Origin of the sequence: Methylobacterium endophyticum, assembly GCF_050591105.1 — a bacterium.
Lineage (GTDB): Bacteria > Pseudomonadota > Alphaproteobacteria > Rhizobiales > Beijerinckiaceae > Methylobacterium.
This window is the reverse complement of sequence record NZ_JBNHES010000023.1, coordinates 24,714-44,865: the sequence shown is the minus strand read 5'-3', so window position 1 is coordinate 44,865 and position 20,152 is coordinate 24,714. Positions and strand designations below refer to the sequence as shown.

General features: G+C 70.6%; 22 protein-coding genes. 13 read left to right on the top strand and 9 right to left on the bottom strand.

The features are described 5' to 3' along the window. Positions 1–136: 136 nt before the first annotated feature. A complete protein-coding gene (locus tag ACP56T_RS19935; RefSeq protein ID WP_430913902.1) occupies positions 137–637 on the bottom strand; it encodes a hypothetical protein in 501 nt (166 codons plus the stop codon). Between the two features lie 190 nt (positions 638–827). Between ACP56T_RS19935 and ACP56T_RS19930 the strand changes: the two genes are divergently transcribed. The 8 genes from ACP56T_RS19930 to ACP56T_RS19895 all read left to right on the top strand — a co-directional run bounded on the left by ACP56T_RS19930 (position 828) and on the right by ACP56T_RS19895 (position 7,253). Beyond that, complete coding sequence (locus tag ACP56T_RS19930) at positions 828–1,622, top strand: lysozyme family protein (protein ID WP_430913901.1); 795 nt, start codon at positions 828–830, stop codon at positions 1,620–1,622. A gap of 75 nt (positions 1,623–1,697) precedes the next feature. After that, positions 1,698–2,936 (top strand): tail fiber protein, encoded by a 1,239-nt coding sequence (locus ACP56T_RS19925; protein ID WP_430913900.1) that lies wholly within the window; start codon positions 1,698–1,700, stop codon positions 2,934–2,936. A gap of 66 nt (positions 2,937–3,002) precedes the next feature. Then, a complete protein-coding gene (locus ACP56T_RS19920) occupies positions 3,003–4,835 on the top strand; it encodes a hypothetical protein (protein ID WP_430913899.1) in 1,833 nt (610 codons plus the stop codon). Positions 4,836–4,946: 111 nt separating this feature from the next. Beyond that, complete coding sequence (locus ACP56T_RS19915) at positions 4,947–5,423, top strand: sterol desaturase family protein (protein ID WP_430913898.1); 477 nt, start codon at positions 4,947–4,949, stop codon at positions 5,421–5,423. A 113-nt stretch (positions 5,424–5,536) separates the two neighbouring features. After that, positions 5,537–6,214 (top strand): lysozyme, encoded by a 678-nt coding sequence (locus ACP56T_RS19910; RefSeq protein ID WP_430913897.1) that lies wholly within the window; start codon positions 5,537–5,539, stop codon positions 6,212–6,214. Between the two features lie 4 nt (positions 6,215–6,218). Further along, positions 6,219–6,488, top strand: a complete 270-nt coding sequence (locus ACP56T_RS19905) for a hypothetical protein (RefSeq protein ID WP_430913896.1) — start codon at positions 6,219–6,221, stop codon at positions 6,486–6,488. Next, positions 6,488–6,904 carry a hypothetical protein gene (locus ACP56T_RS19900; protein WP_430913895.1) on the top strand — a complete coding sequence of 139 codons (417 nt, stop codon included), beginning with the start codon at positions 6,488–6,490 and terminating at the stop codon, positions 6,902–6,904. The genes ACP56T_RS19905 and ACP56T_RS19900 overlap by 1 nt, the downstream gene beginning before the upstream one ends. 4 nt (positions 6,905–6,908) lie before the next feature. Continuing rightward, the gene (locus ACP56T_RS19895) at positions 6,909–7,253 is read left to right on the top strand and encodes a hypothetical protein (RefSeq protein ID WP_430913894.1); all 345 of its coding nucleotides are present in this window, start codon (positions 6,909–6,911) and stop codon (positions 7,251–7,253) included. Between the two features lie 66 nt (positions 7,254–7,319). On the opposite strand, the gene ACP56T_RS19890 is transcribed toward ACP56T_RS19895, so the two are convergent. The 5 genes from ACP56T_RS19890 to ACP56T_RS19870 form a co-directional block, all read right to left on the bottom strand. Further along, a complete protein-coding gene (locus ACP56T_RS19890) occupies positions 7,320–7,595 on the bottom strand; it encodes a hypothetical protein (RefSeq protein WP_430913893.1) in 276 nt (91 codons plus the stop codon). After that, entirely contained in the window at positions 7,592–7,744 is a 153-nt protein-coding gene (locus tag ACP56T_RS19885; protein WP_430913892.1) for a hypothetical protein, read from the bottom strand. The genes ACP56T_RS19890 and ACP56T_RS19885 overlap by 4 nt, the downstream gene beginning before the upstream one ends. A 249-nt stretch (positions 7,745–7,993) precedes the next feature. Continuing rightward, positions 7,994–8,719 carry a TetR family transcriptional regulator gene (locus tag ACP56T_RS19880; RefSeq protein ID WP_430913891.1) on the bottom strand — a complete coding sequence of 242 codons (726 nt, stop codon included), beginning with the start codon at positions 8,717–8,719 and terminating at the stop codon, positions 7,994–7,996. Next, the gene (locus ACP56T_RS19875) at positions 8,716–9,900 is read right to left on the bottom strand and encodes an amidase (protein ID WP_430913890.1); all 1,185 of its coding nucleotides are present in this window, start codon (positions 9,898–9,900) and stop codon (positions 8,716–8,718) included. The genes ACP56T_RS19880 and ACP56T_RS19875 overlap by 4 nt, the downstream gene beginning before the upstream one ends. After that, positions 9,897–10,508: a cysteine hydrolase family protein gene (locus ACP56T_RS19870; RefSeq protein WP_430913889.1), complete on the bottom strand. Its 612-nt coding sequence runs from the start codon at positions 10,506–10,508 to the stop codon at positions 9,897–9,899. The genes ACP56T_RS19875 and ACP56T_RS19870 overlap by 4 nt, the downstream gene beginning before the upstream one ends. 497 nt (positions 10,509–11,005) lie before the next feature. Between ACP56T_RS19870 and ACP56T_RS19865 the strand changes: the two genes are divergently transcribed. The 5 genes from ACP56T_RS19865 (at position 11,006) to ACP56T_RS19845 (ending at position 15,887) form a co-directional block, all read left to right on the top strand. Then, positions 11,006–11,989 (top strand): BMP family protein, encoded by a 984-nt coding sequence (locus ACP56T_RS19865; protein WP_430913888.1) that lies wholly within the window; start codon positions 11,006–11,008, stop codon positions 11,987–11,989. Beyond that, on the top strand, positions 11,986–13,584 hold the full coding sequence (locus tag ACP56T_RS19860) for an ABC transporter ATP-binding protein (RefSeq protein WP_430913887.1): 1,599 nt from the start codon (positions 11,986–11,988) through the stop codon (positions 13,582–13,584). Before ACP56T_RS19865 ends, ACP56T_RS19860 begins: the two co-directional genes overlap by 4 nt. Next, positions 13,581–14,648 carry an ABC transporter permease gene (locus tag ACP56T_RS19855; protein ID WP_430913886.1) on the top strand — a complete coding sequence of 356 codons (1,068 nt, stop codon included), beginning with the start codon at positions 13,581–13,583 and terminating at the stop codon, positions 14,646–14,648. The genes ACP56T_RS19860 and ACP56T_RS19855 overlap by 4 nt, the downstream gene beginning before the upstream one ends. 13 nt (positions 14,649–14,661) lie before the next feature. Continuing rightward, positions 14,662–15,579 (top strand): ABC transporter permease, encoded by a 918-nt coding sequence (locus ACP56T_RS19850; protein ID WP_430913885.1) that lies wholly within the window; start codon positions 14,662–14,664, stop codon positions 15,577–15,579. A gap of 122 nt (positions 15,580–15,701) precedes the next feature. After that, on the top strand, positions 15,702–15,887 hold the full coding sequence (locus tag ACP56T_RS19845) for a hypothetical protein (RefSeq protein WP_430913884.1): 186 nt from the start codon (positions 15,702–15,704) through the stop codon (positions 15,885–15,887). Between the two features lie 59 nt (positions 15,888–15,946). On the opposite strand, the gene ACP56T_RS19840 is transcribed toward ACP56T_RS19845, so the two are convergent. The 3 genes from ACP56T_RS19840 to ACP56T_RS19830 form a co-directional block, all read right to left on the bottom strand. Then, complete coding sequence (locus ACP56T_RS19840; protein WP_430913883.1) at positions 15,947–18,094, bottom strand: TonB-dependent hemoglobin/transferrin/lactoferrin family receptor; 2,148 nt, start codon at positions 18,092–18,094, stop codon at positions 15,947–15,949. 195 nt (positions 18,095–18,289) lie between these two features. Continuing rightward, positions 18,290–19,096 carry a heme ABC transporter ATP-binding protein gene (locus ACP56T_RS19835; protein ID WP_430913882.1) on the bottom strand — a complete coding sequence of 269 codons (807 nt, stop codon included), beginning with the start codon at positions 19,094–19,096 and terminating at the stop codon, positions 18,290–18,292. Then, on the bottom strand, positions 19,089–20,144 hold the full coding sequence (locus tag ACP56T_RS19830) for a FecCD family ABC transporter permease (protein ID WP_430913913.1): 1,056 nt from the start codon (positions 20,142–20,144) through the stop codon (positions 19,089–19,091). Before ACP56T_RS19830 ends, ACP56T_RS19835 begins: the two co-directional genes overlap by 8 nt. Positions 20,145–20,152: the final 8 nt, after the last annotated feature.

The following is a 20,152-nucleotide window of genomic DNA, read 5'->3' as shown; positions in this document are numbered from 1 at the left end:
CATGGACGACGACCAGCTTGTCGCGTGGTCTACCGAGCTAGACGGCCTCAAGGATGCGCACGGGACAGGGCGCCAAGATCTCCCGGTGCATTTCTGACGCGTTGCGGGAGAGGTAGGCGTCAGCGGCCCCGATGAATCATCGATCGAGCGCGTACTTCGGTCCACACTCGGCCGTCATGATGCTCGTGCGAATGACCAGCGGAGCGACCTTGCTTGCGGTCCATGCAAGCGTGCCGACGCCGAGTTCGCTCACCTTGAACAGGAAAGTTTCCGAGAAGTTCTCGCCATAGGCCGAGATCAATAATGACCTGTCCTGCTGGCTGAAATTGATCAAGGCCACCTTATAGCCTTCCTTTAGGTAGCTCTTCGTCCCGGTCGTGTCGCGTTGCAAGATGTCGAGTTGTTGATTGTCGTTGATGTATGCCGTGATGCGACCATCGTCGATGCCGTCTTTCTTCCATCCGCCACGACCTGGGCCGGCGATTCCGGCTTCGAAGTAGTAGCTCTCGCCCGTGGATGGGCCGCAGCGAGCAAGGATGGTAGCGGCTTCCACGCCCGAAGGAACGAAGAGCGCCAGCGCCGCCGCCAGCGCTGGGGACGCGATCCTGGCCGGTTGAACGTTGGGGGTGCGGCTCATTCTGCTCTCGTAAAGGTCGGCGGGGCAGGAATCGGCCGCCGCGCCATTCGTAGCACAGGGTCGCTCGCTCCCCTTGACCCGACGGGCGAACGGCCCGACAAGGCCCCGTCCCGAGACGCGCGCGAGCAATCTGCCGCGCTGCCCCGAGCCCCGCCCCTGCGCGGGGCTTTTCCATGTCCGGACCCACCGCATGCCCCTCGCCGACAGCATCATTGGGGCCGAGTCGGGCGGCAACGCCACGGCGCGCAACCCGCGCTCCTCCGCCACGGGCGCCGGCCAATTCATAGCCGGGACATGGCTCGACATGGTGAGCCGGTATCGGCCCGATCTCGCCGGCCTCCCGCGCGACCAGGTGCTCGGCCTGCGCAACGATCCCGGCCTCTCGAAGGAGATGGTCCAGCACTATGCCGACGAGAATGGCGCCAAGCTGCGAGCCGCCGGCCTGCCGGACAATGACGGCAGCCGCTACCTGAGCCACTTCGCCGGGCCGGCAGGTGCGCAGGCGGTGCTCTCCGCCGATCCGTCCACGCCGGTCGCGCAGATCCTCACGCCCGACGCCATCGCCGCGAATCCGTTCACGCGGTCGATGACCGCAGGCGATCTCACCTTGTGGGCCTCGAAGAAAGTCGGCGGCGACGGTTCCCCCGCCCCCGCCGCCATGACGATGCCGGGCGAAGCCCCCACGCCCGGCGCCTTCGGGCTGTCCGGCCCGACGCAGGTCGGCGCGCCGTTCTCGCTGGCGCCGGCGGGTGCCGCCGCGATGACCGCGCCGACCGAGCCGGCGCCCGCCGATGACGGGCCCGACTTCGCCGCCCTGCTGAAGAGCCTCGGCGGCCTCTCCGGGACCGGCCAGACGGCGCAAGGCCAGGGGCAGCAACAGGGCGACACGCCCATACAGCCCCTTCCGACCCGCCAGCCCCGCGCGGCGCAGTTCGACCCGACGAAGTTCTTCGCGCTGCTGCCCGGCCGCCGCGCACCCGTCTGACCCCTTTCACCCCCGATCCGCCCGACCCGAGCGCCCTGCGCTGATGGGATCGGTGGCGGCTGCGCGGAGGCGCCCATGGCCGGTCTCGTCGACTTCTCGATCGACGCGGCGTCGAACGACAGCATCGCGCCGCCGATCTACTGGGCTGAGGGCCAGCCAGCCGCCACCGTCAACAACTCCGCGCGCGAGATGATGGCGGCGCTGGCGAAGTGGCATGCCGACAACACCGGCGCGCTGGTCGCGCGGCGCGGGGCGTCCGACGTCTATGCCGTCGCGACGAACCAGGTGCTTTCGGTCAACTCGGCCGCCGCCGCCCACACCCTGAGCTTCACGGTCGACGCCGCGAACCAGGGCCCGGCCTCGTTGGCGCCCGACGGGCAACCGGCGCGGCCGCTGTTCCGTCCGTTCGGCCGCCAGCTCGGCCCCGGCGACCTCGCCCCCGACATCGTCTTCACCGCGCATTACCGCCCGAGTTCGGGGGCGTATTTCATCGTCGCGCCGTTCATCGAGCGGCCCGGCGTATTCAAGCCGCAGGGCGACGTCACGCCCGATGCGGGCTGGGTGCCGATGGACGGCCGCCTGCTGTCCCGCACCGCCTATGCCGCGCTCTTCGCGCAGGTCGGAACGACCTTTGGCCCCGGAGACGGGGCAACGACCTTCAATGCGCCGAACGCCAACGGCAAGACGCTGTTCGGGCCGGGCGGCACCCTCGGCGGCGTGGGTTCGACCGGCGGCTCAGAGACGGTCACGCTCGCCCTCAGCCAGGTGCCCGCCCACACCCATGGAGGCTCGACGAATGCGGCCGGCGGCCACGATCACGGCGGGGCGGTCGGCGCTGCCGGCTCGCACAGCCACGGCGGCACGACCGGCGCGGCGGGCGGTCACAATCACACCGGCACGACGGGCGGAGCAGGCGGTCACGGCCATACCGGAACGACGTCGATCGCCGGCAACCACGCCCATGCGATCCAGTTCACCCAAGCCTCGACCTATCAGGCCGGCGGCGGCGGCGCCGCGACCGCCATCGGGGCGATCTACCCGACCGGCACCCCCAACGCCGGCGGCCAGACCGACGGCAACGGCGCGCACCAGCACACGCTCAACGTGGACCCCGTCGCCGACCATCAGCACGGCTTCACCACCGGCGCGGTGGCCGACCACGCCCACGCGATCGCCGCGGACGGCAACCACCAGCATGCGATTTCGGCCGCGCCCGACCACGCCCACGCGCTGACCACGAACAGCGCCGGCGGCGACGGCGCGCATTCGAACATGCCGCCGGGCCTCGTCGCCTTCTACGTCGTCAAGGCCTGACGGCCGCCTTCCGCAGACCGCCGCCCGCCCTCCGAGGCGGGTTTTTCATGCCTGGAGCCTGACCCCATGGGCGCATTCGACTGGAAGACCGATCCCGCGCTCAACGGGACCGTGGATCCGGGCCTGCCGGTACAGGACGGCGCGTCGGCCCGGACCTATCCGGCCGTGGTCCGCGAAGTGATGGCGGCCGTTCGCGGACTCTCCGACGACATCGGCGGCGCGATCACGACCTCGGGGGCGCTCAACGCCTACATCGCCGCCACCGCCTCCGGGGTCACGCAGCTGCGCGCGGGCGTCTCGCTTCTGCTGAAGGTCGATCGAAGCAACACGGATGCCGCGTTCTTGAACGTGGACGGCACGGGGCCGAAGCCATGGGTCGATGCGGACGGCAGCGTGTTCGCCGCTGGACGGCTGAAGGCCGACCGCATGGCGCGCGTGACTTACCACGTCGCCACCGACGCATGGCGCACCGACATTCTGGCGGCGCTCGACAACACCAGCGATCAGCAGAAATCGGAGCCCGGCAATCCGGTCGGCGACAAGATCGCGGCAGCGGTCGATCAGCGCAAGGGCGGCCGCATCGTGGCGGCCCAGCGCGGGCTCGTCTTGAGCGATCCGGCCAGCGCCACGGCCAACCGCATCCTGCTCAACGCGCTCCTGGCCGAGATGGCCGGGCTCGGCGGCGGCACGGTCTACGCGTCGGGCACGGTCTACGTCGACGGTCCGATCGACAACAAGTACTCCGGCGTCTACCTCGAAGGTCCGGCGGCGCTCTCGGCCCACGACACGGCGTTCAGCGCCTACGGCCTGACGATCATCCCGACCGTCGATTGCACGGGCGCCGTCGACGCCACCAGCCCGAACGGGCGCGGCGCCGTCCTGCGCCACCGCACCCCGTGGAAGGCAGAGGTAGGGGGCGCAATCGCGCCGGCACGCAACGTCGGTGGCGGTTTTCGGTACGTCCGGGTGATCGGTAACGGCGTCGCGCGAAGGCTGCTGGAGGTCGATAGCGTCACCTACGGCACCTATGACGTGTACCTCGAAAACCCCGTCGGCTACGACGCGGCCTGGTTCCGGTCCGGCGTGACGGGCACCGACCTCGGCGAGGCGGCGGACATCCAATATGCGAACGTCAACCTGCGGGCCCGATGTGTCGAGGGGGCGGGGGCCAACGCCCATGGCGTCACCCTGGCCGGCTCGGTCAACGCCAATTTTTCGTTGAACGGCAACGTTCAGATCTCCGTGCAGCACGTCAACGGCAACGCGCTGAACCTGTCCAACGCGGACAACAACACTATCCGCCTCACCTCCTACCGGCTCGGGTCCGGCACCGGCGCGTCGTTCATCGCGGCGGCGGCCATCGGCGCGGGCAGTCAGGTCTATGCCCGCGCCAACACCCTGTTCCTGTCTGCCGATTCTGCTGGGTACGTCCAAGGCCTTGAGGCGTCCGGCGCGACGAGCCCCGCCGTTTTTCGAGAAATCATTCTCGACACCGAGAACGGCACGCCGATGCCCGTTCAGGGCACGGGGGCCCTGTCCAGGGTCACGAACGTCATGGCGATCTACACGCCGACGCTGGTTGCCGGCGGGGGCACGCTCGGCGCGGGGGCGACAGCGACAGGGCGATGGTCGCAGACGGCGGCCGGCCATGTGACGGCGCGCGTCTCCATTTTCATCCCGAACGGCAGCGGCCTGAGTTCTTTCCTTGCCGTTGGCATGCCCATCCCACCGCGCGCCGGCGTCATCGAGGGAATGGCCTACGGAAAGGAAATATCCATCACCGGGAAAGCCGTTTCCGGTATAGTTTCCGGCGGAACCGCCAATATCCAATACGCAGACGGAACTTTTACCGGCGCAAACGGGATGAACATTCGCCTTGTTGCTACCTATGAGGTCTGAAGCGATCTCCTGCAAACAATGATTTGCTCCCCGCCGATAGCGAGCCACGACTCCTCGCCCCATCCGTCCGCAGCCGCCTCCGGGCGGCTTTTTCATGCCCGGAGCTCGCCCGTGTCCCGCTTCGCCTATTACGCCGACTTCGTCCTGATGCCGGCGATGATCCTGGTGCTGCTGGTGCTGGGCTCGCCGACCCTCGCGGGTGTGCTCTTCGGTGCGGCGGCCTGGACGCTCGCCGAGTACGCGGCCCACCGCGTGCTCTTCCACCGCCCGCCGCTCTTCAAGGCGGCACACGACGAGCATCACGCCCGGCCCTGCGGCCGGACCGGCGTGTCGAGCCTGCACTCGTTCGCGATCTTCGTCGGCTTGGCGCTGCTGCTGCCGGCGGACGTGCTCGCCGGCTTCGCGCTCGGCTACCTCGCCTACATCACGGCCCACCACGCCGTGCATCACTGGCGCATCGGGCCGCGCCATCCGCTCTACGGCCTGAAGCTACGACACGCGATGCACCACCATGGCGTCGAGGCGAATTTCGGCGTCGTGACGACGCTCTGGGACCGGGTCTTCGGGACCTACCTCCCACGTCGCTGACGCGGCCGGGGCGCCTCCATCCTTCCGGGTAGGGGCCGCCTCGCGCGCGGGGACGGTCTGGTAGGCCCCGGCCGCGCCGGCCGCCGATCGTACACCACACATCGGAGATCACCATGCAGCTCTCCCCCGTAGGCCGCGCCGCCATCGAGGCGCGCGAGGGATGCCGGCTGACCGCGTATCGCGACAGCGTCGGCGTCTGGACCATCGGCTACGGCCACACCACGGCGGCTGGCGGCCTCGTCGTGAAGGCCGACGTCACGATCACCCAAGCGCAGGCGGACGCCATGTTCGCGGTCGACGTCGAGAAGTACGCCGACCCGGTGCGCAAGGCCCTCGGGCCGAAGCTCGCGAGTTGCTCGCCGGAGCAGTTCGATGCCTTCGTGTCGATCGCCTACAACATCGGCCCGGTCGGCTTCGCGCACGCGACCTTCCTGCGCAAGTTCATGGCCGGCGACGTCGCGGGCTGCGCCGAGGCGATCCTGATGTGGAACAAGCCGGCGGCGATCGTCTCGCGCCGGCAGGGCGAGCGCGACCAGTTCCTCACGCCCTACGCCAAGGCGATGCCGAGGGCGCGACGCGGGGACCTGCGGCCGGTGACGGCGAGCTTACCTCCTTCGGCGCCGAGCCTGCCTCCTAAGCCGGCCGACCCGATGGCCCCGATGACGACCCCCAAGCCCGCCCCCACCGGCGGGCTTCTTCGTTCCGGGGCGCAGGCGGCGGGCGCCGGCACGCGCGGCCTGCTGAACGGCCTCTACGACCTGATCCACGCCACCCTCGCCCGGAAGGCCTGACCACATGCCCCGCCGCCCCATTTTCCGGGCGCGCCTGCGCCTGCTGCGCTGCTGGCGCGCCATCGCCGGCGGCCGCATCTACCTGCTCGCCCTCGTCATGGCGTTGCCGGACATTCTCGACGCGCTGGTCGGCGTCGATCTCAGCGCGCTCCTGCCGCCGTGGATGCCGGGCGCCAAGGTCGCGGCCGCCCTGGCGATCCTGCGCCTCGTCGCCCGCGCCTACGCCGTGAAGCTCGCCACGGTGGTCCCGCCGCCTGCCGGAGGGCCGCGCTGATGGACATCCTCGGCTGGATCTTCAACCTGCCCGGCAAGCTCGCGGGCATCGCCGGCTCCGGCATCATCAAGGTGCTCGGCAACTCGGTCCTCGAGCCCATCCTCAAGGGCATCTCGAACGGCCAGAACACGCAGCGCGATGTCGCTGTGCAGATGATCCAGGCCGAGATGGCGGCGAACTCGGCGAAGGCCGCCATCGCGCCGGCCTTCAAGGGGCTGATCTACGGCATCGGCATCCCGCCCGCGATCCACTTCGGCGCGTCGTGCCTCTCGCACACCTTCGCGCTCGACTGGCCGGTGACGCCGCTGCCGGCCGAGTACGTGCCGATCGAGGCGACGATCCTGACGGCCTTCTTCGTCTCCTCCCCGCTGACCACGCTCGCCCGCGCGGGCGCCGCGCGCCTGCTGAAGGCCTGACGCCATGACCGAGCCCCGCGCCGCCGCCGGCAAGTCCTCCGAGCTGCTGACCGATATCCGCGTGGCGCTGGCCCGCATGGAGGAGCGCCAGGTCGCCCTCCAGACGGCGGCCGATGCCGGGCAGAAGGCGGCCGAGGCGCGCCACACGAGCCTGATGCAGACCATCGCGACCTTCGTCCCGCGCTCCGAGATCGAGAAGGACCACAGGGCGCTCCACGATCGCATCGACGCGCTGGAGGGTCGCCTCGGCACCATGGAGAAACGGATCTGGGGGGTGGTCGCCGCGATCGGCGGCACGGTGCTCCACGCCGTCGCGGGCGCCTTCGGGATCATGGTGAAGTCCGGCTGATCCCCGAACCCGTCTACCGCTCGCCCCCAGGCGCCTCCGGCTCAGGCCGGGGGCGCTTCTTGCGTTTCAGGTCCTGCCCGCCCCCATCCGAACCGATCCCCACAGCGGATAGGTGAGGTTCGGCCGGCCGCCGCAGGCCGTGCAGCGACAGCGCAGGACGACATCGGGTACGAACTCGTCGGGGTTGAGGGCGTCGAGTTCGATCCGCCCGGTATGCCCGCACCCGCACTCCACCATGATCGCCTCGGCGCCGTTCTGGCGCGCGTTGGCGATGGTGGCGGGCGCGATCTCGGTGCCGTCGCGGTTGTAGGTGCGGCGCGGGTTGCGGGACGGCCGGCTCACAGCGCTAACCACGTCAGCGCCCCTGCCAAGGCCGGCGTCGCGACCAAGCCGAGAACGAAGACGGCCACCATCAGGCGGTGGAGCCCGCGCCTCCGCTCGCGGGCCAGGGCGTCGCGCTGCCGGCGGGTGTGGTCCAGATTGTCGCGCATCGCCGCCCCTATGAAGTGCTCGGAAGTTCGCGTGAACCCTCGAACCCGATTTTCGGGGATGGTAAGCGCTTTCGGGGCGGAACAGGTTGCGCACGTAGCGTAAACGAACGCAGAAAAAAAGCAGAAGCCCCTTTTTCGTAATGAGGGGGTCGGGGGTTCGAATCCCTCAAGCGGCACCATTTCTCCCCTCGCCGCCGCCACTTCCGAGCCGAGACCGGCTCCGGGCATGCGCCCCAGGGGCGGCAACGGTCAGGCTTCCCCTGCCGTCAGAGCACCTTCCGCATCGTGTCCCAGCAGGAATCGATGCAGCATCAGCCGGGCGTCCGCCCTGCGCGCGGCGCGCCAGCGCTTGTCCGCGAGGTCGCGATCGAAGATCACCGAGAGCGTATGCACGTTCGTGAGATGGAACTGGGCCAGCGCCACCATCAGAACGTAGAGGCGCAGGGCATCGAAGCTGCAAGCCAGCCGTCCCGACGCGGCGCCCCGCTTCAGAAGCTGGTCGATCATGGACAGCGTCGGCGACGACATCTCGCGGATCGAGCCCGAGCGCCGCATGAAGCGCGCCTTCAAAAGGTTCTCGTTGCTCAGGAGGCGCACGAGATCCGGGTTGGCCTCGAAATGGTCGTTCAGGAAATCGAAGAGCTGAAGCAGCCCCTCCAAGGGATCCGCCCGCGCGACATCGAGTTTCAGCTCCTGCCGGCGCAGCTCTCCCAGGGCAGTCTCCAGCACGGCCACGTAGAGCCCGGCCTTGCCCGCGAAATGGAGGTAGAGCATCCTCGGGTTCACCCCGGCCTTGTAGAGGATGCGCTCGACTCGGGCGCCCGCGAATCCGTGCTGGGTGAACTCCGCCCGCGCCGCGCGCATCAACCGCTCCCGCGTGGGTTCGGCCGCCTTGCCGGCGGCGGCCGGCCGCGTGCGCTTGGCGGCTGGCCGCGCCTCGGTCGCGGGGATATCGAGGGCGTGGTCGGCGGTCATGCCGAGGGCCGGGCCCCGAACAGGCCGCAGGCGGCGGCGAGGAGCGCCTCGTCGGCTCCGGCCGCGCCGATCAGCGAAAGGCCGACCGGCGCCCCGGCCACGGTGGCGAGCGGCACCGTCACCTGGGGCAGTCCGGCATGGCCTGCGATGGCCGTGAGCGGCAGGGCGCGCGCATAGAAATCCCCGATTGCGGCTCCGGCGGCATCGCGCGGAAGGGCCGGCGTCGGAGAGGTCGGTATCACGAGGGCGGTGCCGGGGGCGAGGAGGTCGTGCAGCCGCGCCCGGATCGCCGCCCGCAGCGGCCGACATCGCGCCACATCGGCCGGCGTGATTCTCGATGCGTCCAGAAAGCGCTCGGCGATCGACGCCCCGAACAGGGGCCGCACCGTCGTGATCCAGGCGCCGAGGCTGGTCCAGATCTCGGCCCCCTGGAGCACGCGGTAGGCTTCCCTCCAGGCTTCCGGCCCTTCCGCGAGGACGCGCCTCGCGGCGATCCCGGCGAAGACCGGGGGAAAGGCCGCCCGGAGCGCCTCGCCCACCGCCTCGTCGGCAAGGTCGAACGCGTCCTCGGCGACCAGGAAGCGCGTCACCGGCGCAGCGCGGCGCCCGCCAGGCAGAAGAACGGCGCCGACCTTCGCCAAGGTCTCGGCGTCGCGGGCGAACCAGCCGATCGTGTCGTAGCTCGGAGCGAAGGGAACCACCCCCTCCAGGCCGACCCGGCCGTGGGTCGGCCGAAAGCCGTGGAGGCCGCAGAAGGCCGCCGGGATGCGCACCGAGCCGCCGGTATCGGTCCCGAGGGCGATATCGGCAGCCCCGGAGGCCACCGCGGAGGCCGAGCCGCTCGACGAGCCGCCCGGCAACCGATCGGGAGCGGCGGGATTCGGCGGCGTCCCGTCATGCGCGTTCGCCCCCTCCAGGCTGAAGGCCAGCTCGTCGGTGACGGTCTGCCCGACGAAGGCGGCTCCGGCCGCGCGCAGCGCCGCGACCGCCGGCGCCGAGGCGCGGGCCGGGGCGTGACCGGCGCGCCAGTCCGGGTTGCCGCCGCCGGTGACGAACCCCTCGACGTCGATCAGGTCCTTGACCGCCAGGCGCAGGCCGTCGAGCGGGCCGCTCCCGGACGGCGGCAGGAACCCGCGCGGGCCGGGAACGAAGGGGTCGGACCTCGGCGCCGGCCGGCTCACCGCGCAAGGCCCGAGAGGCCCTCCAGGATCGCCCCCGACCCGGTCACGAAGCCGAAGCACTTCTTCACGTTCCACACGGTCGCCTCGGTGCAGAAATCGGGAGAGGTCGTGGCGCAGCAATCCTCCACGAGGATGCAGCCGTAGCCGAGGAAGTTCGCGTCGGTCAGCGAATGCAGCACGCATTGGTCGGTGTTCACGCCCGCGAACAGCACGGTGCGGATGCCGAGATTGCGCAGGATCGAGTCGAGCGGCGTGTCCCAGAAGCCGCTGATCCGATACTTGTCGACCCTGATGTCGGAGGGCTCTGGGGCCAGTTCGTCGACCACAGCCGCGGCCCAGGAATCCTTTTCCAGCACCTTCGCGCCATGCCCCGGAAGCGGATCGCCCAGGCCGATGCCCGTTCCGGTCGGCTTGTAGAGATGGATCTGGTTGGGCGGCATGTTGGCGAGGTCCGGCCGGTTGCCCCAGTTGACCCAGATCACCGGTACCCCGGCCGCGCGCAGGGGCGGCAACAGGCGCCGCAGCGGCGCGATCGGCGCGCGGTCGGGGGTGAAGTCGGCGCCGAGATGGTCGACCCAGCCCGTCGCCGCGCAGAAGTCGTTCTGCATGTCGATGACGACGATCGCGGTGCGTCGGCAGACGCAGGGGCACCGGCGCCGGGGACGGCATCGCCATGTCCACCATGTCCGCGCTCGCCCGCCAATGGTAGGTGCGCCCGACCCCGAGGCGTCCCGCGCCTCCTCCGGCACCGCCCGTCCCGTCCGACACGCTCGTCATCCCGTCCTCCCGGCGCGATCGCCATCCGAGACCGGAAACTGCAAATCGCCCGCCAGACGGCTCGCTCCGGGGAGCGCCTCCTCCGGCGCGGCAGCCGGCCGTGCCGGCAGCCCGAAGCTTCGGCAGAGTCCTTGGGCAGGCTGCCAAGTAAATAACCATTTACTTAACCGAGGCGCCCCGCGCCCCGCCATTCAGAAGGGAGGAGAGGCGGTTAGGCGGCTGGCACGCCGGTTGCTGCGAAGGCCGGGAAGCCGCCGCCGCGCCGACTCCGCAGCGGCGGCCCGTCCCTCCCACACTCCTCGGGGCCCTCCTCATGCCGATCCTTCCCTTGAGCCGCCGCCGCTTGCTGACCTGCGCCGTGGCGGCCGGCGCGATCCTCTCGATCGGCCTCGCCGCCCCGGTTCCGCAGGCGCGCGCGGCGGAGACGGCCAAGGTCGGGATCCTGATCCCCGGCTCCAAATCCGACAAAGGCTGGATGGAATCCGGCTATGACGGCCTCGTCGCCGCGCAGAAGAAGCACGGCGATGCGCTCAAGGTGCAGATGATCGAGAACATCAACTACGCCGACATGGAGCAGGCGCTCACCCAGCTCGCCACCAAGAACACCCTGGTGATCGGCGTCGGCGGCCAGACCCAGGCCGCCGTGTACAAGGTCGCCAAGCGCTTTCCGAAGGTGAAGTTCTCCATCGTCGGCGGCAACGCGGGCGAATCCGCCCCCAACGTCGCCGGATATGACGTGAAGCAGGCCGAGATCGCCTATGTCGCGGGCGCCGCCGCGGCGATGCTCTCGAAGACCGGGGGCGTCAGCTATGTCGGCGGCATGGAGCTGCCCTCCATCGTCAACGCCGGAAAGGAGTTCGGTCTGGGCGCCAAGAGCGTCAACCCTAACATCAAGTACTTCGAGAACTACACCGGCGATTTCGACAACGTCGCCAAGGCGAAGGAAGCGACGCTCGCCGCGATCGCGCAGGGCGCCGACGTGCATTACCACATCCTCAACCTGGGCCTGCGCGGCCTGGAGCAGGCGGCCAAGGAAAAGGGCACGCATGTCATCGGCAGCTACACGAACTACTGCGGCACCGATCCGCTGACCATCGCCTATTCCATCACAGGCGTCGGCTATCAGGTGCGCTACGCGATCGATCAGGTCATCGCCGGCACATGGGTCGCCGGCTACAAGCCGTTCGGGCTCGCCATGGGGCCGGAAGCCTCGGACATGATCGTCTGCGGCGCCACGCCGGAGATCAAGGCCAAGCTCGACGCCATCAAGGCCGACATCCTCTCCGGCAAGATCAAGGTCCTGGAGGGGTGAGCGCTGCGTCCTCCACGGCCGGACCGCCGCCGCGCCTCGAGCTCGCCGGGCTGACCAAGCGCTTCGGCGGCTTCACCGCGTTGGCCGAGGTCGATCTCGCCCTGCGCGCCGGGGAGATCCACTGCCTGCTCGGCGAGAACGGCGCCGGCAAGTCGACCCTCTGCAACCTCGTCTTCGGCGTGCATGCGCCGGACGAGGGCAGGATGCTGATCGACGGGCGGCCCTACCGTCCCGCCGGCCCCCGCGACGCGCTCGCGGGGGGCATCGCCATGGTTCACCAGCATTTCAGCCTCGTCGACGAGCTCAGCGTCGTCGACAACCTGATGCTCGGCCGTGTGCGCGGCATCCTCGACCGGAAGGGCTGGGCGAAGCGGCTCGACGGGCTCGCCGCGCGCTACGGGCTGCCGCTCGCGCCCTTCGCCCGGATCGGCGATCTCTCGATCGGCGAGCGCCAGCGTGTCGAGATCATGAAATGCCTGATGCTGGAGCCGCGCCTCCTCATCCTCGACGAGCCCACGGCGGTGCTGCTGCCGGACGAGATCCGCAGCCTGCTCGCCGTCTGCCGCCGGGTCGCGGACGAGGGCACCGCCGTCCTTCTCGTGACCCATAAGCTCGCCGAGATCCGCGAGGCGGCCGACCGCGCCTCGGTGCTGCGGCAGGGCCGGATCGTGGCGACCTCGGAGGCGCCGTCCAGCGAGATCGACCGGCTCGTGCGGGCGATGATCCGGCGCGACGTCGACGCCCTCGATCCGGCGATGGCGGCGACCCTGGGCATCGCCGAAGCCGCTCCGGCCCCCGCGCCGGCCGAGCCGCCGGCCGCCGAGCCGAAGGGCGTGGACGTGTTGCAGATCGACGGCATCACCGCGCGCGATCCCGATGGCGCGCTGCGCCTCGACACCGTGACCCTGACCCTGCGGGCCGGCGAGATCGTCGGCCTCGCGGGCGTCGAGGGCAACGGGCAGAGCGAGCTCGGCATGGTGCTCGCGGGCCTGCGCCAGCCAGACGGCGGCCGGCTGCATCTCGGCGAGACCGACCTGACCGGCCGGACGCCGGCGGCCTTCACCGCGGCCGGCATCGGCATCGTGCCCGAGGACCGCCACCGGGTCGGAGCGATCTCCGAGATGAGCGTCGCCGAGAACATCTTACTGAACCGGACCGGGCCGTTCACCCGGTTCGGGCTCTTGAACCGCAAGGCCATGCGCGAGGCCGCAGCCGCTCTGATGGAGCGCTTCGACGTGCGCGCGACGGGGCCGGACGCGGTGTTCGGCCGGCTCTCCGGCGGCAACCAGCAGAAGGCCGTGCTCGCGCGCGAGCTCACGGCGCCCGGCCTGCGCTTCCTGCTCGCGGCGCAGCCCACGCGCGGGCTCGATGTCGGCGCGGTCGAAGCGGTCTACGGGCTGATCCGGCAAGCCAGCGCGCGCGGGGTGGCGGTGCTGCTGGTCTCCTCCGAGCTCGACGAGGTCCTGACCGTGGCCCATCGCGTGGTGGTGATCTATCGCGGACGCATCGTCGGCGAACGCCCGGCCGATCCGCGCCACCGGGACGCCATCGGCGCGATGATGGCGGGCCAGCAGCCGGAGCAGGCGGCGGCATGAGCATCCGAGCCCTGCGCACCATTCCGCTCCCGCTCGGCGTGGCGATCCCGGTCCTCGCCGTCCTCGCCGCGCTCCTCGTCGGGATCGCGCTCGTGATGAGTCTCGGCGTCTCCGTTGCGGACGCCTTCGACAGCTTCCTCGACGGCACGATCGGCTCCGCCTACGCGGTCGCGGTCTCGTTGAACCGCACCGTCGTCTACACCCTCGTCGGCCTGGGCTTCATCCTGTCGGCGCGCGCCGGGCTGACCAATGTCGGCGGCGAGGGGCAGATCGCGGTCGGCGGCATCGCGGCGACGGCGGTCGCGCTCCAGGGCGGGGTGTCCGGGCTGCCCCTCGGGCTCGCCTTCCTGATCCCGCTCCTGGCCGCGACCCTGGCGGGGGCGGCCTGGGGCGGTCTCGCCGGCGTCCTCAAGGCGCGGATCGGCACCAACGAGGTCATCAGCACGCTGCTGCTCTCCTTCATCGCCGTCTGGCTCGTCTATTGGTGCGTCCAGTCGGAAGCGCTGCTGCGCCGCCCGATGACCAATGCCGCCACGCTGCCCGAGTCGCTGCCCGTCCCTGAGGCTTCGCAGATCCCGCTCCTCAGCGGGGATCCGGCGGCCCCCGTCACCATCGGGCTGGCCTTCGCCGTGGTGCTGGCCCTCGTCGTCGCGGTGGTGCTGGGACGCTCCCGCTTCGGCTTCCAGCTTCGGGCGGTCGGCCTCAACCCGACGGCGGCGACGCGGGCCGGCTTCTCCTTCTCCCTCACGGTCGTCCTCGCGCTGGCCCTCGCGGGGGCGCTGGGCGGCCTGGCGGGCGGGCTGATGCTGCTCGGCGAGCAATACTCCCTCAAGACCGGCTTCTCCTCGGGCTACGGCTATGACGGGCTCGTGGTCGGCCTTCTGGCGCGCGGATCGGTTCCGGGCGTCGTCGCGGCCGCCCTGCTGTTCGGCTTCCTGCGCTCGGCCGGCATCAGCATGGAGATGGGCGCGGGCGTGCCGACCGCCCTCGTCCAGATCCTCCAGGGCCTGATCATCCTCGCCGTGGCCGGAGCCTCCTTCTGGCTCGATACGCGCAAGGCGTGAGGGGATACGCGCCATGACCGTAGAGCTCTTCGCCGTCTTTCTCGGCTCCTCGATCCGGCTCGCCGTGCCGCTGCTGATCGCCGCGATCGGCGAGTTGGTCAGCGAGCGCGGCGGCGTCCTCAACATGAGCATCGAGGGGATGATGCTCGCGGGCGCCTTCGGGGGCGCCATCGGCTCCTGGGCCACGGGATCGCCGAGCCTCGGCCTCCTCTGCGGAGTGCTCGCGGCCCTTCCGGTGGCGCTGGCGCAGGCCCTGCTCACCGTGACGCTGCGCGCCAACCAGGTCGTCACCGGGCTCGGCCTCAACATCCTGGTCCTCGGCGCGACCACCCTCGCCTATCGGGAGATCTTCGGAGCGCGCTCGCGCGAGGAGATTCCGGGATTCCCGACCTGGGCCCCGCCGATCCTGCGAGACATCCCCGTGTTCGGCGAGGCCGTCTTCCGGCAGGTCTGGCTGGTCTACGCCGCGATCCTCGTCTGCGCCGCGGCGGCCTTCCTGCTGCGCCGGACCTCCCTCGGCATCGTCCTGACGGCGGCGGGCGAGGATCCGCGCACCCTCGAGCGCGCGGGGGTGTCGGTCCGGCGGGTGCGCTTCGGCGCGATCCTCGTCACGGGGCTTCTCTCGGCGCTGGCCGGCACCTTCCTCTCCATCGGGGACATCCACACCTTCACGGAGGGGATGACGAACGGAGCCGGCTATCTCGCCATCGCCGCCGTGATCTTCGGGAACTGGACGGTGGGGCGCACCCTGCTCGCCTGCTTCGTCTTCGGCGCCGCCACCGCCTTGCAGTTTCAATTGCCGGCGATGGGGTTCGAGGTTCCGAACGCGCTCCTGGTGATGATGCCGTATCTGCTCGCCTTCCTCGCCGTCGCCGGTCTCGTGGGCCGCCAGACCGCCCCGCGCGCCCTCGCGGTGCCCTACCGGCCCTGACCGCCTCGGACGGGCGTCCCGAACGCGGCGGCATCCACCGCCGCCGTGACCGAGGTCAATTGCAAAGCTTCGTGCATTATGTATTCCAGCATGAGTCCGACATGGACTCAGCGAGGTGACAGATGCCGAAGCCCCTCCAGGAAGATCGCCCCATCTGGCCGCCCATGCCCGCCGCCGGAGAGATCCCGTCGGGGCTGCCGGCCGGCCCGGAACCGCGCGAGAGCGACCGCGACCGGCCCGCCGAGCACCGCCCCGACCGTCCCGCCGCCACCTCCTCCTTCGAGGGTTTCGGCTCCTTCGCGGGCTGATCGAGCAGGGCCCGCCGACCGCATCGAGCGATGGCGGGCATCATGCAGGGTCTACGCGGTCAGCGCGTCGCGAACTTGATGCTGATCGCGGCCTTGGCGACGAGACCGGGGTTGTTCAGCGCGTTCAGATACTGCCGGTAGCGCTTGTCGAAGGCGTTCTGCACGATGAAGTCCGCCCGCACCCACTCGTTCGCCTGGTAGGAGGCGAAGAAGTCCACCAGCCCGTAGGCCTTCGTGGCGAGGACGGTCGCGCCGGCGGGGACGTTGAGCCGCTCGTCGACGAAAGTGAGCCGGCTCCCCAGCGTGAGGCTGCGGTCGAGGAAGCGCAGGCCGAGCGTCGTGCTGATGCGGTCCGGCGGCACGGTGAGCAGGGTCTGGCGCGTGGCCACGTCGCGCCCGTCCGTGTGGGTGGCCGCGAGGGAGACGAAGCCGCCGCCCCAATCGTAGGCGCCCTCCAGCTCCACGCCGGTGAGCTCGGCCTGGGCGATGTTCAGATACTGGAACGACTGCACCGGGATCACGCAGGGGAAGCGTCCGGGGATGCGCGTGCAGATCGAGGCCGGGATTCCGGGGATGGCGGGCACGAAATAGGTCGGCCCGACCGTCTCGATATTGATGAAGTTGTCGACGGTGTTCTGGAAGCCGTTGATCTTGGCGCGGAACGTATCGCCGGGGGTGATGACGTCGTTATACTTGATATTGACGCCACCCTCGACGTTGTGGGCCACCTCCGGCCGCAGGTTCGGGTTCGGCAGGATGCTGAAGGCCGGGAACGGATGGATGCCCTGCACCAGGGTCTCGGTGATCGACGGCGCGCGGTAGCCCTCGGCATAGGTGCCGTAGAACTCGATACCGGCGAAGGGCGAGACGCCCACGGTGATCTTGGGCGAGATGCGGTCGCCGCTGGAGCGCAGGGTGCCCCCCGACAGTTCGTAATGGTCGTAGCGTCCGGCGGCGATGACGCGCAGCCAGCCCCCGTAGCGCATCTCGTCCTGGATGAAGGCGCCGGCCAGGCTGCGGCTGCCGGAGGGCGTGAAGGCCGAGCCGAAGCCGCCGGCATTGTCGGTGGTGCGCACGTCGTTCGAGACGAAGTCGCCCCCCACCGTCAGCGCGTGGCTGATCGCCCAGGTGTCGAAGCGGGCGGTGTTGTGGACGTCGAAGCCGCGCGTCTCGATGTCGTAGGTGAGGCGATTGCCGGCCTTCACGCCAAGATTGCCGTAGAGGCCGCTCGCGGTGTCCGAGAGGAAGGTGAGCTGGTTATGCGTGCTGGTCGCGTAGCCCTTGATGCTGAAATCCACCAGCGGCACGTCGGGCCGGGCGAAGCGGTAGCCGAGGGTATAGGTATCCGCCCGCACGGAATTGGCGAAGCGGGCGCCGGCGTTGCTGGTGCCGGCATTGGCGAAGTCGAACTGCTGGAGCAGCGCCGTGCCACTGATCTCGTGGCCATCGGCCGGGCGGATGTTGAACTTGGCGAGCCCCGAGGTCAGCTCGTTGCCGGTGTCGCGCACCAGCGTGCCGAAGCCGTCCTTGTAGGGATCGTTGGTGCGGTAGACGAACTGCCCGAACACGTCGGCGCCCGTGCCGATGCGCGCGCCCAGCGAGGTCGAGTTCAGGAACTTCTGGCCGTTGGTGCCGAAGCCCCATTTCTGCACGGCGCCCGCCGTCTCGTCCGGGTTCAGGATATCGTCGATGGAGCGGGTGCGGAAGGCGACCACGCCGCCGATGGCGCCCGAGCCGTAGATCGTCGAGGTCGGGCCACGGGTGATATCGACGCCGCCGACGAGCTCGGGATCGAGATAGAACACGCCGTTGGCGCTGTGGCCGGAGGTCTGGAAATCCTGGCGGGCGCCGTCGACGAGCACGTTGACGCGGCCGAAATCCTGGAGGCCGCGAATGTTGATCGCCTGGGCCGGGTCGTTCTGGTTCTCCTGCGTGGTCACGCCCGGAACCTGGGACAGCACCTCGGAGAGCCAGCTCGGCTGGATGCGGTTGATCTGCTCGCGGGTGACGATGCTGGTGCCGGACAAGGCATCGATGGCGGGCTCGGCCGTCTTCGTGCCCGTCACCGAGAGCGTGTCGAGGCTGACCTCGGAAGCGGGAGCCGGGGGCCGCGCGGCGGGTTGCGGCAGGACCTGCGCCTGCGCCGCCGTCAGGGCGGTGAGAGAGACGCCGAGCGCCAGCAGGGCGCGGTGAGGACGGTAGGGCATGGACGCATCCGCTTGAGCACAGTCGATCGAGTTGGCTGGCTGGCGGAGGGCTGGCTGGCTGACTCCCTGGTGTTCGAGAGCGGCGCCCCTCGTCAATGTGGACGACGGGCACCCAGATTACTGCGATTCCGAAGAGGCTCGGCGGGGATTTACAGCATTTCCAGACTGCTGAATCCGGGATGGAAGATGTTGCATTCAGGCCACGCCCGGTCGCGGCAGGATGAAGGGCCGGCCGGGCTCCGACACCTGCCCGACGCGCCAGGGAACACCGAAAACATCCGCGACGAGGGCGTCCCGCAGCACCTCGGCCGGCGGACCGGCGGCGACGAGCCGCCCCGAGGACAGCACCAGCAGCCGGTCGGCATAGGCGCTCGCGAGGTTGAGGTCGTGCAGGATCGCCACCACCGCCACCCCCGAGCGCGCCAGCCTAGCCGCCACGTCGAGGAGCGCGCATTGGTGGCGCAGGTCGAGGCTCGCCGTGGGCTCGTCGAGGAAGAGCACCTGCCGCTCGGCGATGCTGCGCCCCGCCGCGAGCTGGCAGAGGACGCGGGCGAACTGCACCCGCGCCTGCTCGCCGCCGGAGAGCGTCTGGTAGGCGCGCCCCGCGAGATGCATCACGTCCGCGTCGCAGAGCGCGCGCGTCAGGATCGCATCCCTGTCCTTCCGGCTGAGGCCGCGTCCGATGCCGTCGAGCCCGATCCGCGCCACCTCCGCCACCGAGAACGGGAAGGCGAGGCGCGCGGCCTGGGGCAGCACGGCGCGCATCCCGGCAAGACGCCAGGGCGGGATGCGCCCGACGGGCTCGCCCCCGTAGCGCACCTCGCCGCGACCGGGGGCGAGCTCGCCGCAGAGCAGGCGCAGCAGGGTCGACTTGCCGGCGCCGTTCGGGCCGACGACGACCTGGAGCGTTCCGGGCTCCAGGGCGAGGGAGACCTCGCGCAGGAGGTCCCGGCCGCCCACCGAGACGCCGAGATCCGTGGCCGTCAGGCAGGGCTCAGGCATCGGCGAGCCGGGCCCGGCCGAGCAGCAGCCACAGGAAGACCGGCGCGCCGACGAGCGCCGTGACGATCCCGATGGGGAGTTCCGCCGGCGCCGCGACGAGCCGGGCGGCGATGTCCGCCAGCACCAGCAGCGCCCCTCCGAGCAGGGCCGAGGCCGGCAGCAGGAGCCGGTGCTCCGGCCCGACCACGAGGCGCAGCGCATGCGGCACCACGAGGCCGACGAAGCCGATCACGCCCGCCGCCGCCACCCCCGCGCCGACCGCCACCGCGACCAGCACGATGCAGACGCGCTTCAGCCGCTCCACCGGCACCCCGAGATGGAACGCCTCCGCCTCTCCGAGCACGAGGGCGTTGAGCCCCCGGCCGAGGAAGGGCACGGCGGCGAGCACCGGCAGGATCAGCGGCGCGCTGGCCGAGACCTTCGTCCAGGTGGCGCCCCCCAGGCTGCCGAGCGACCAGAAGGTGAGGTCCCGCAACTGGCGGTCGTCGCTGGCATAGACCAGCAGCCCCGTCATGGCGCCCCCGAGCGCGCCGAGGGCGATTCCGGCGAGCAGCATGGTCGCCACGGAGGTGCGCCCGGACCGCGTCGCGAGGGCGTAGAGCGTCAGGGTGGCGGCGAGCCCCCCGAGAAAGGCACCCGCCGGCAGCACGGCATAGGGCAGCGGTCCGGGCAGGCCGACATGGGCGATGAGGCGGTCGCCGAGCACGATGACGCAGGCCGCCGCCAGGCCCGCTCCCGCCGAGACGCCGACGAGGGCCGGATCGGCGAGCGGATTGCGGAAGAGCCCCTGCATCAGCGCGCCGGACACCGCGAGCCCGGCGCCGACCATCAGCCCGAGCAGCGTGCGCGGCAGACGGATGTTCAGGACCACCATGGCGTCGCGGGCGAGCGCGGGATCGTCCCCGCCTCCCGACAGGGCCGCGAGGACACGCCCCGGCGGGATGCGGATCGCGCCCATGCCGATGGAGAGCAGCGCCACGGCGAGGACGAGCGCCGCGAGCGCCGCCAGGATCAGGGCGCCCCTGCCGCCCCCGCTCGACACCCGCACCCGTTCGA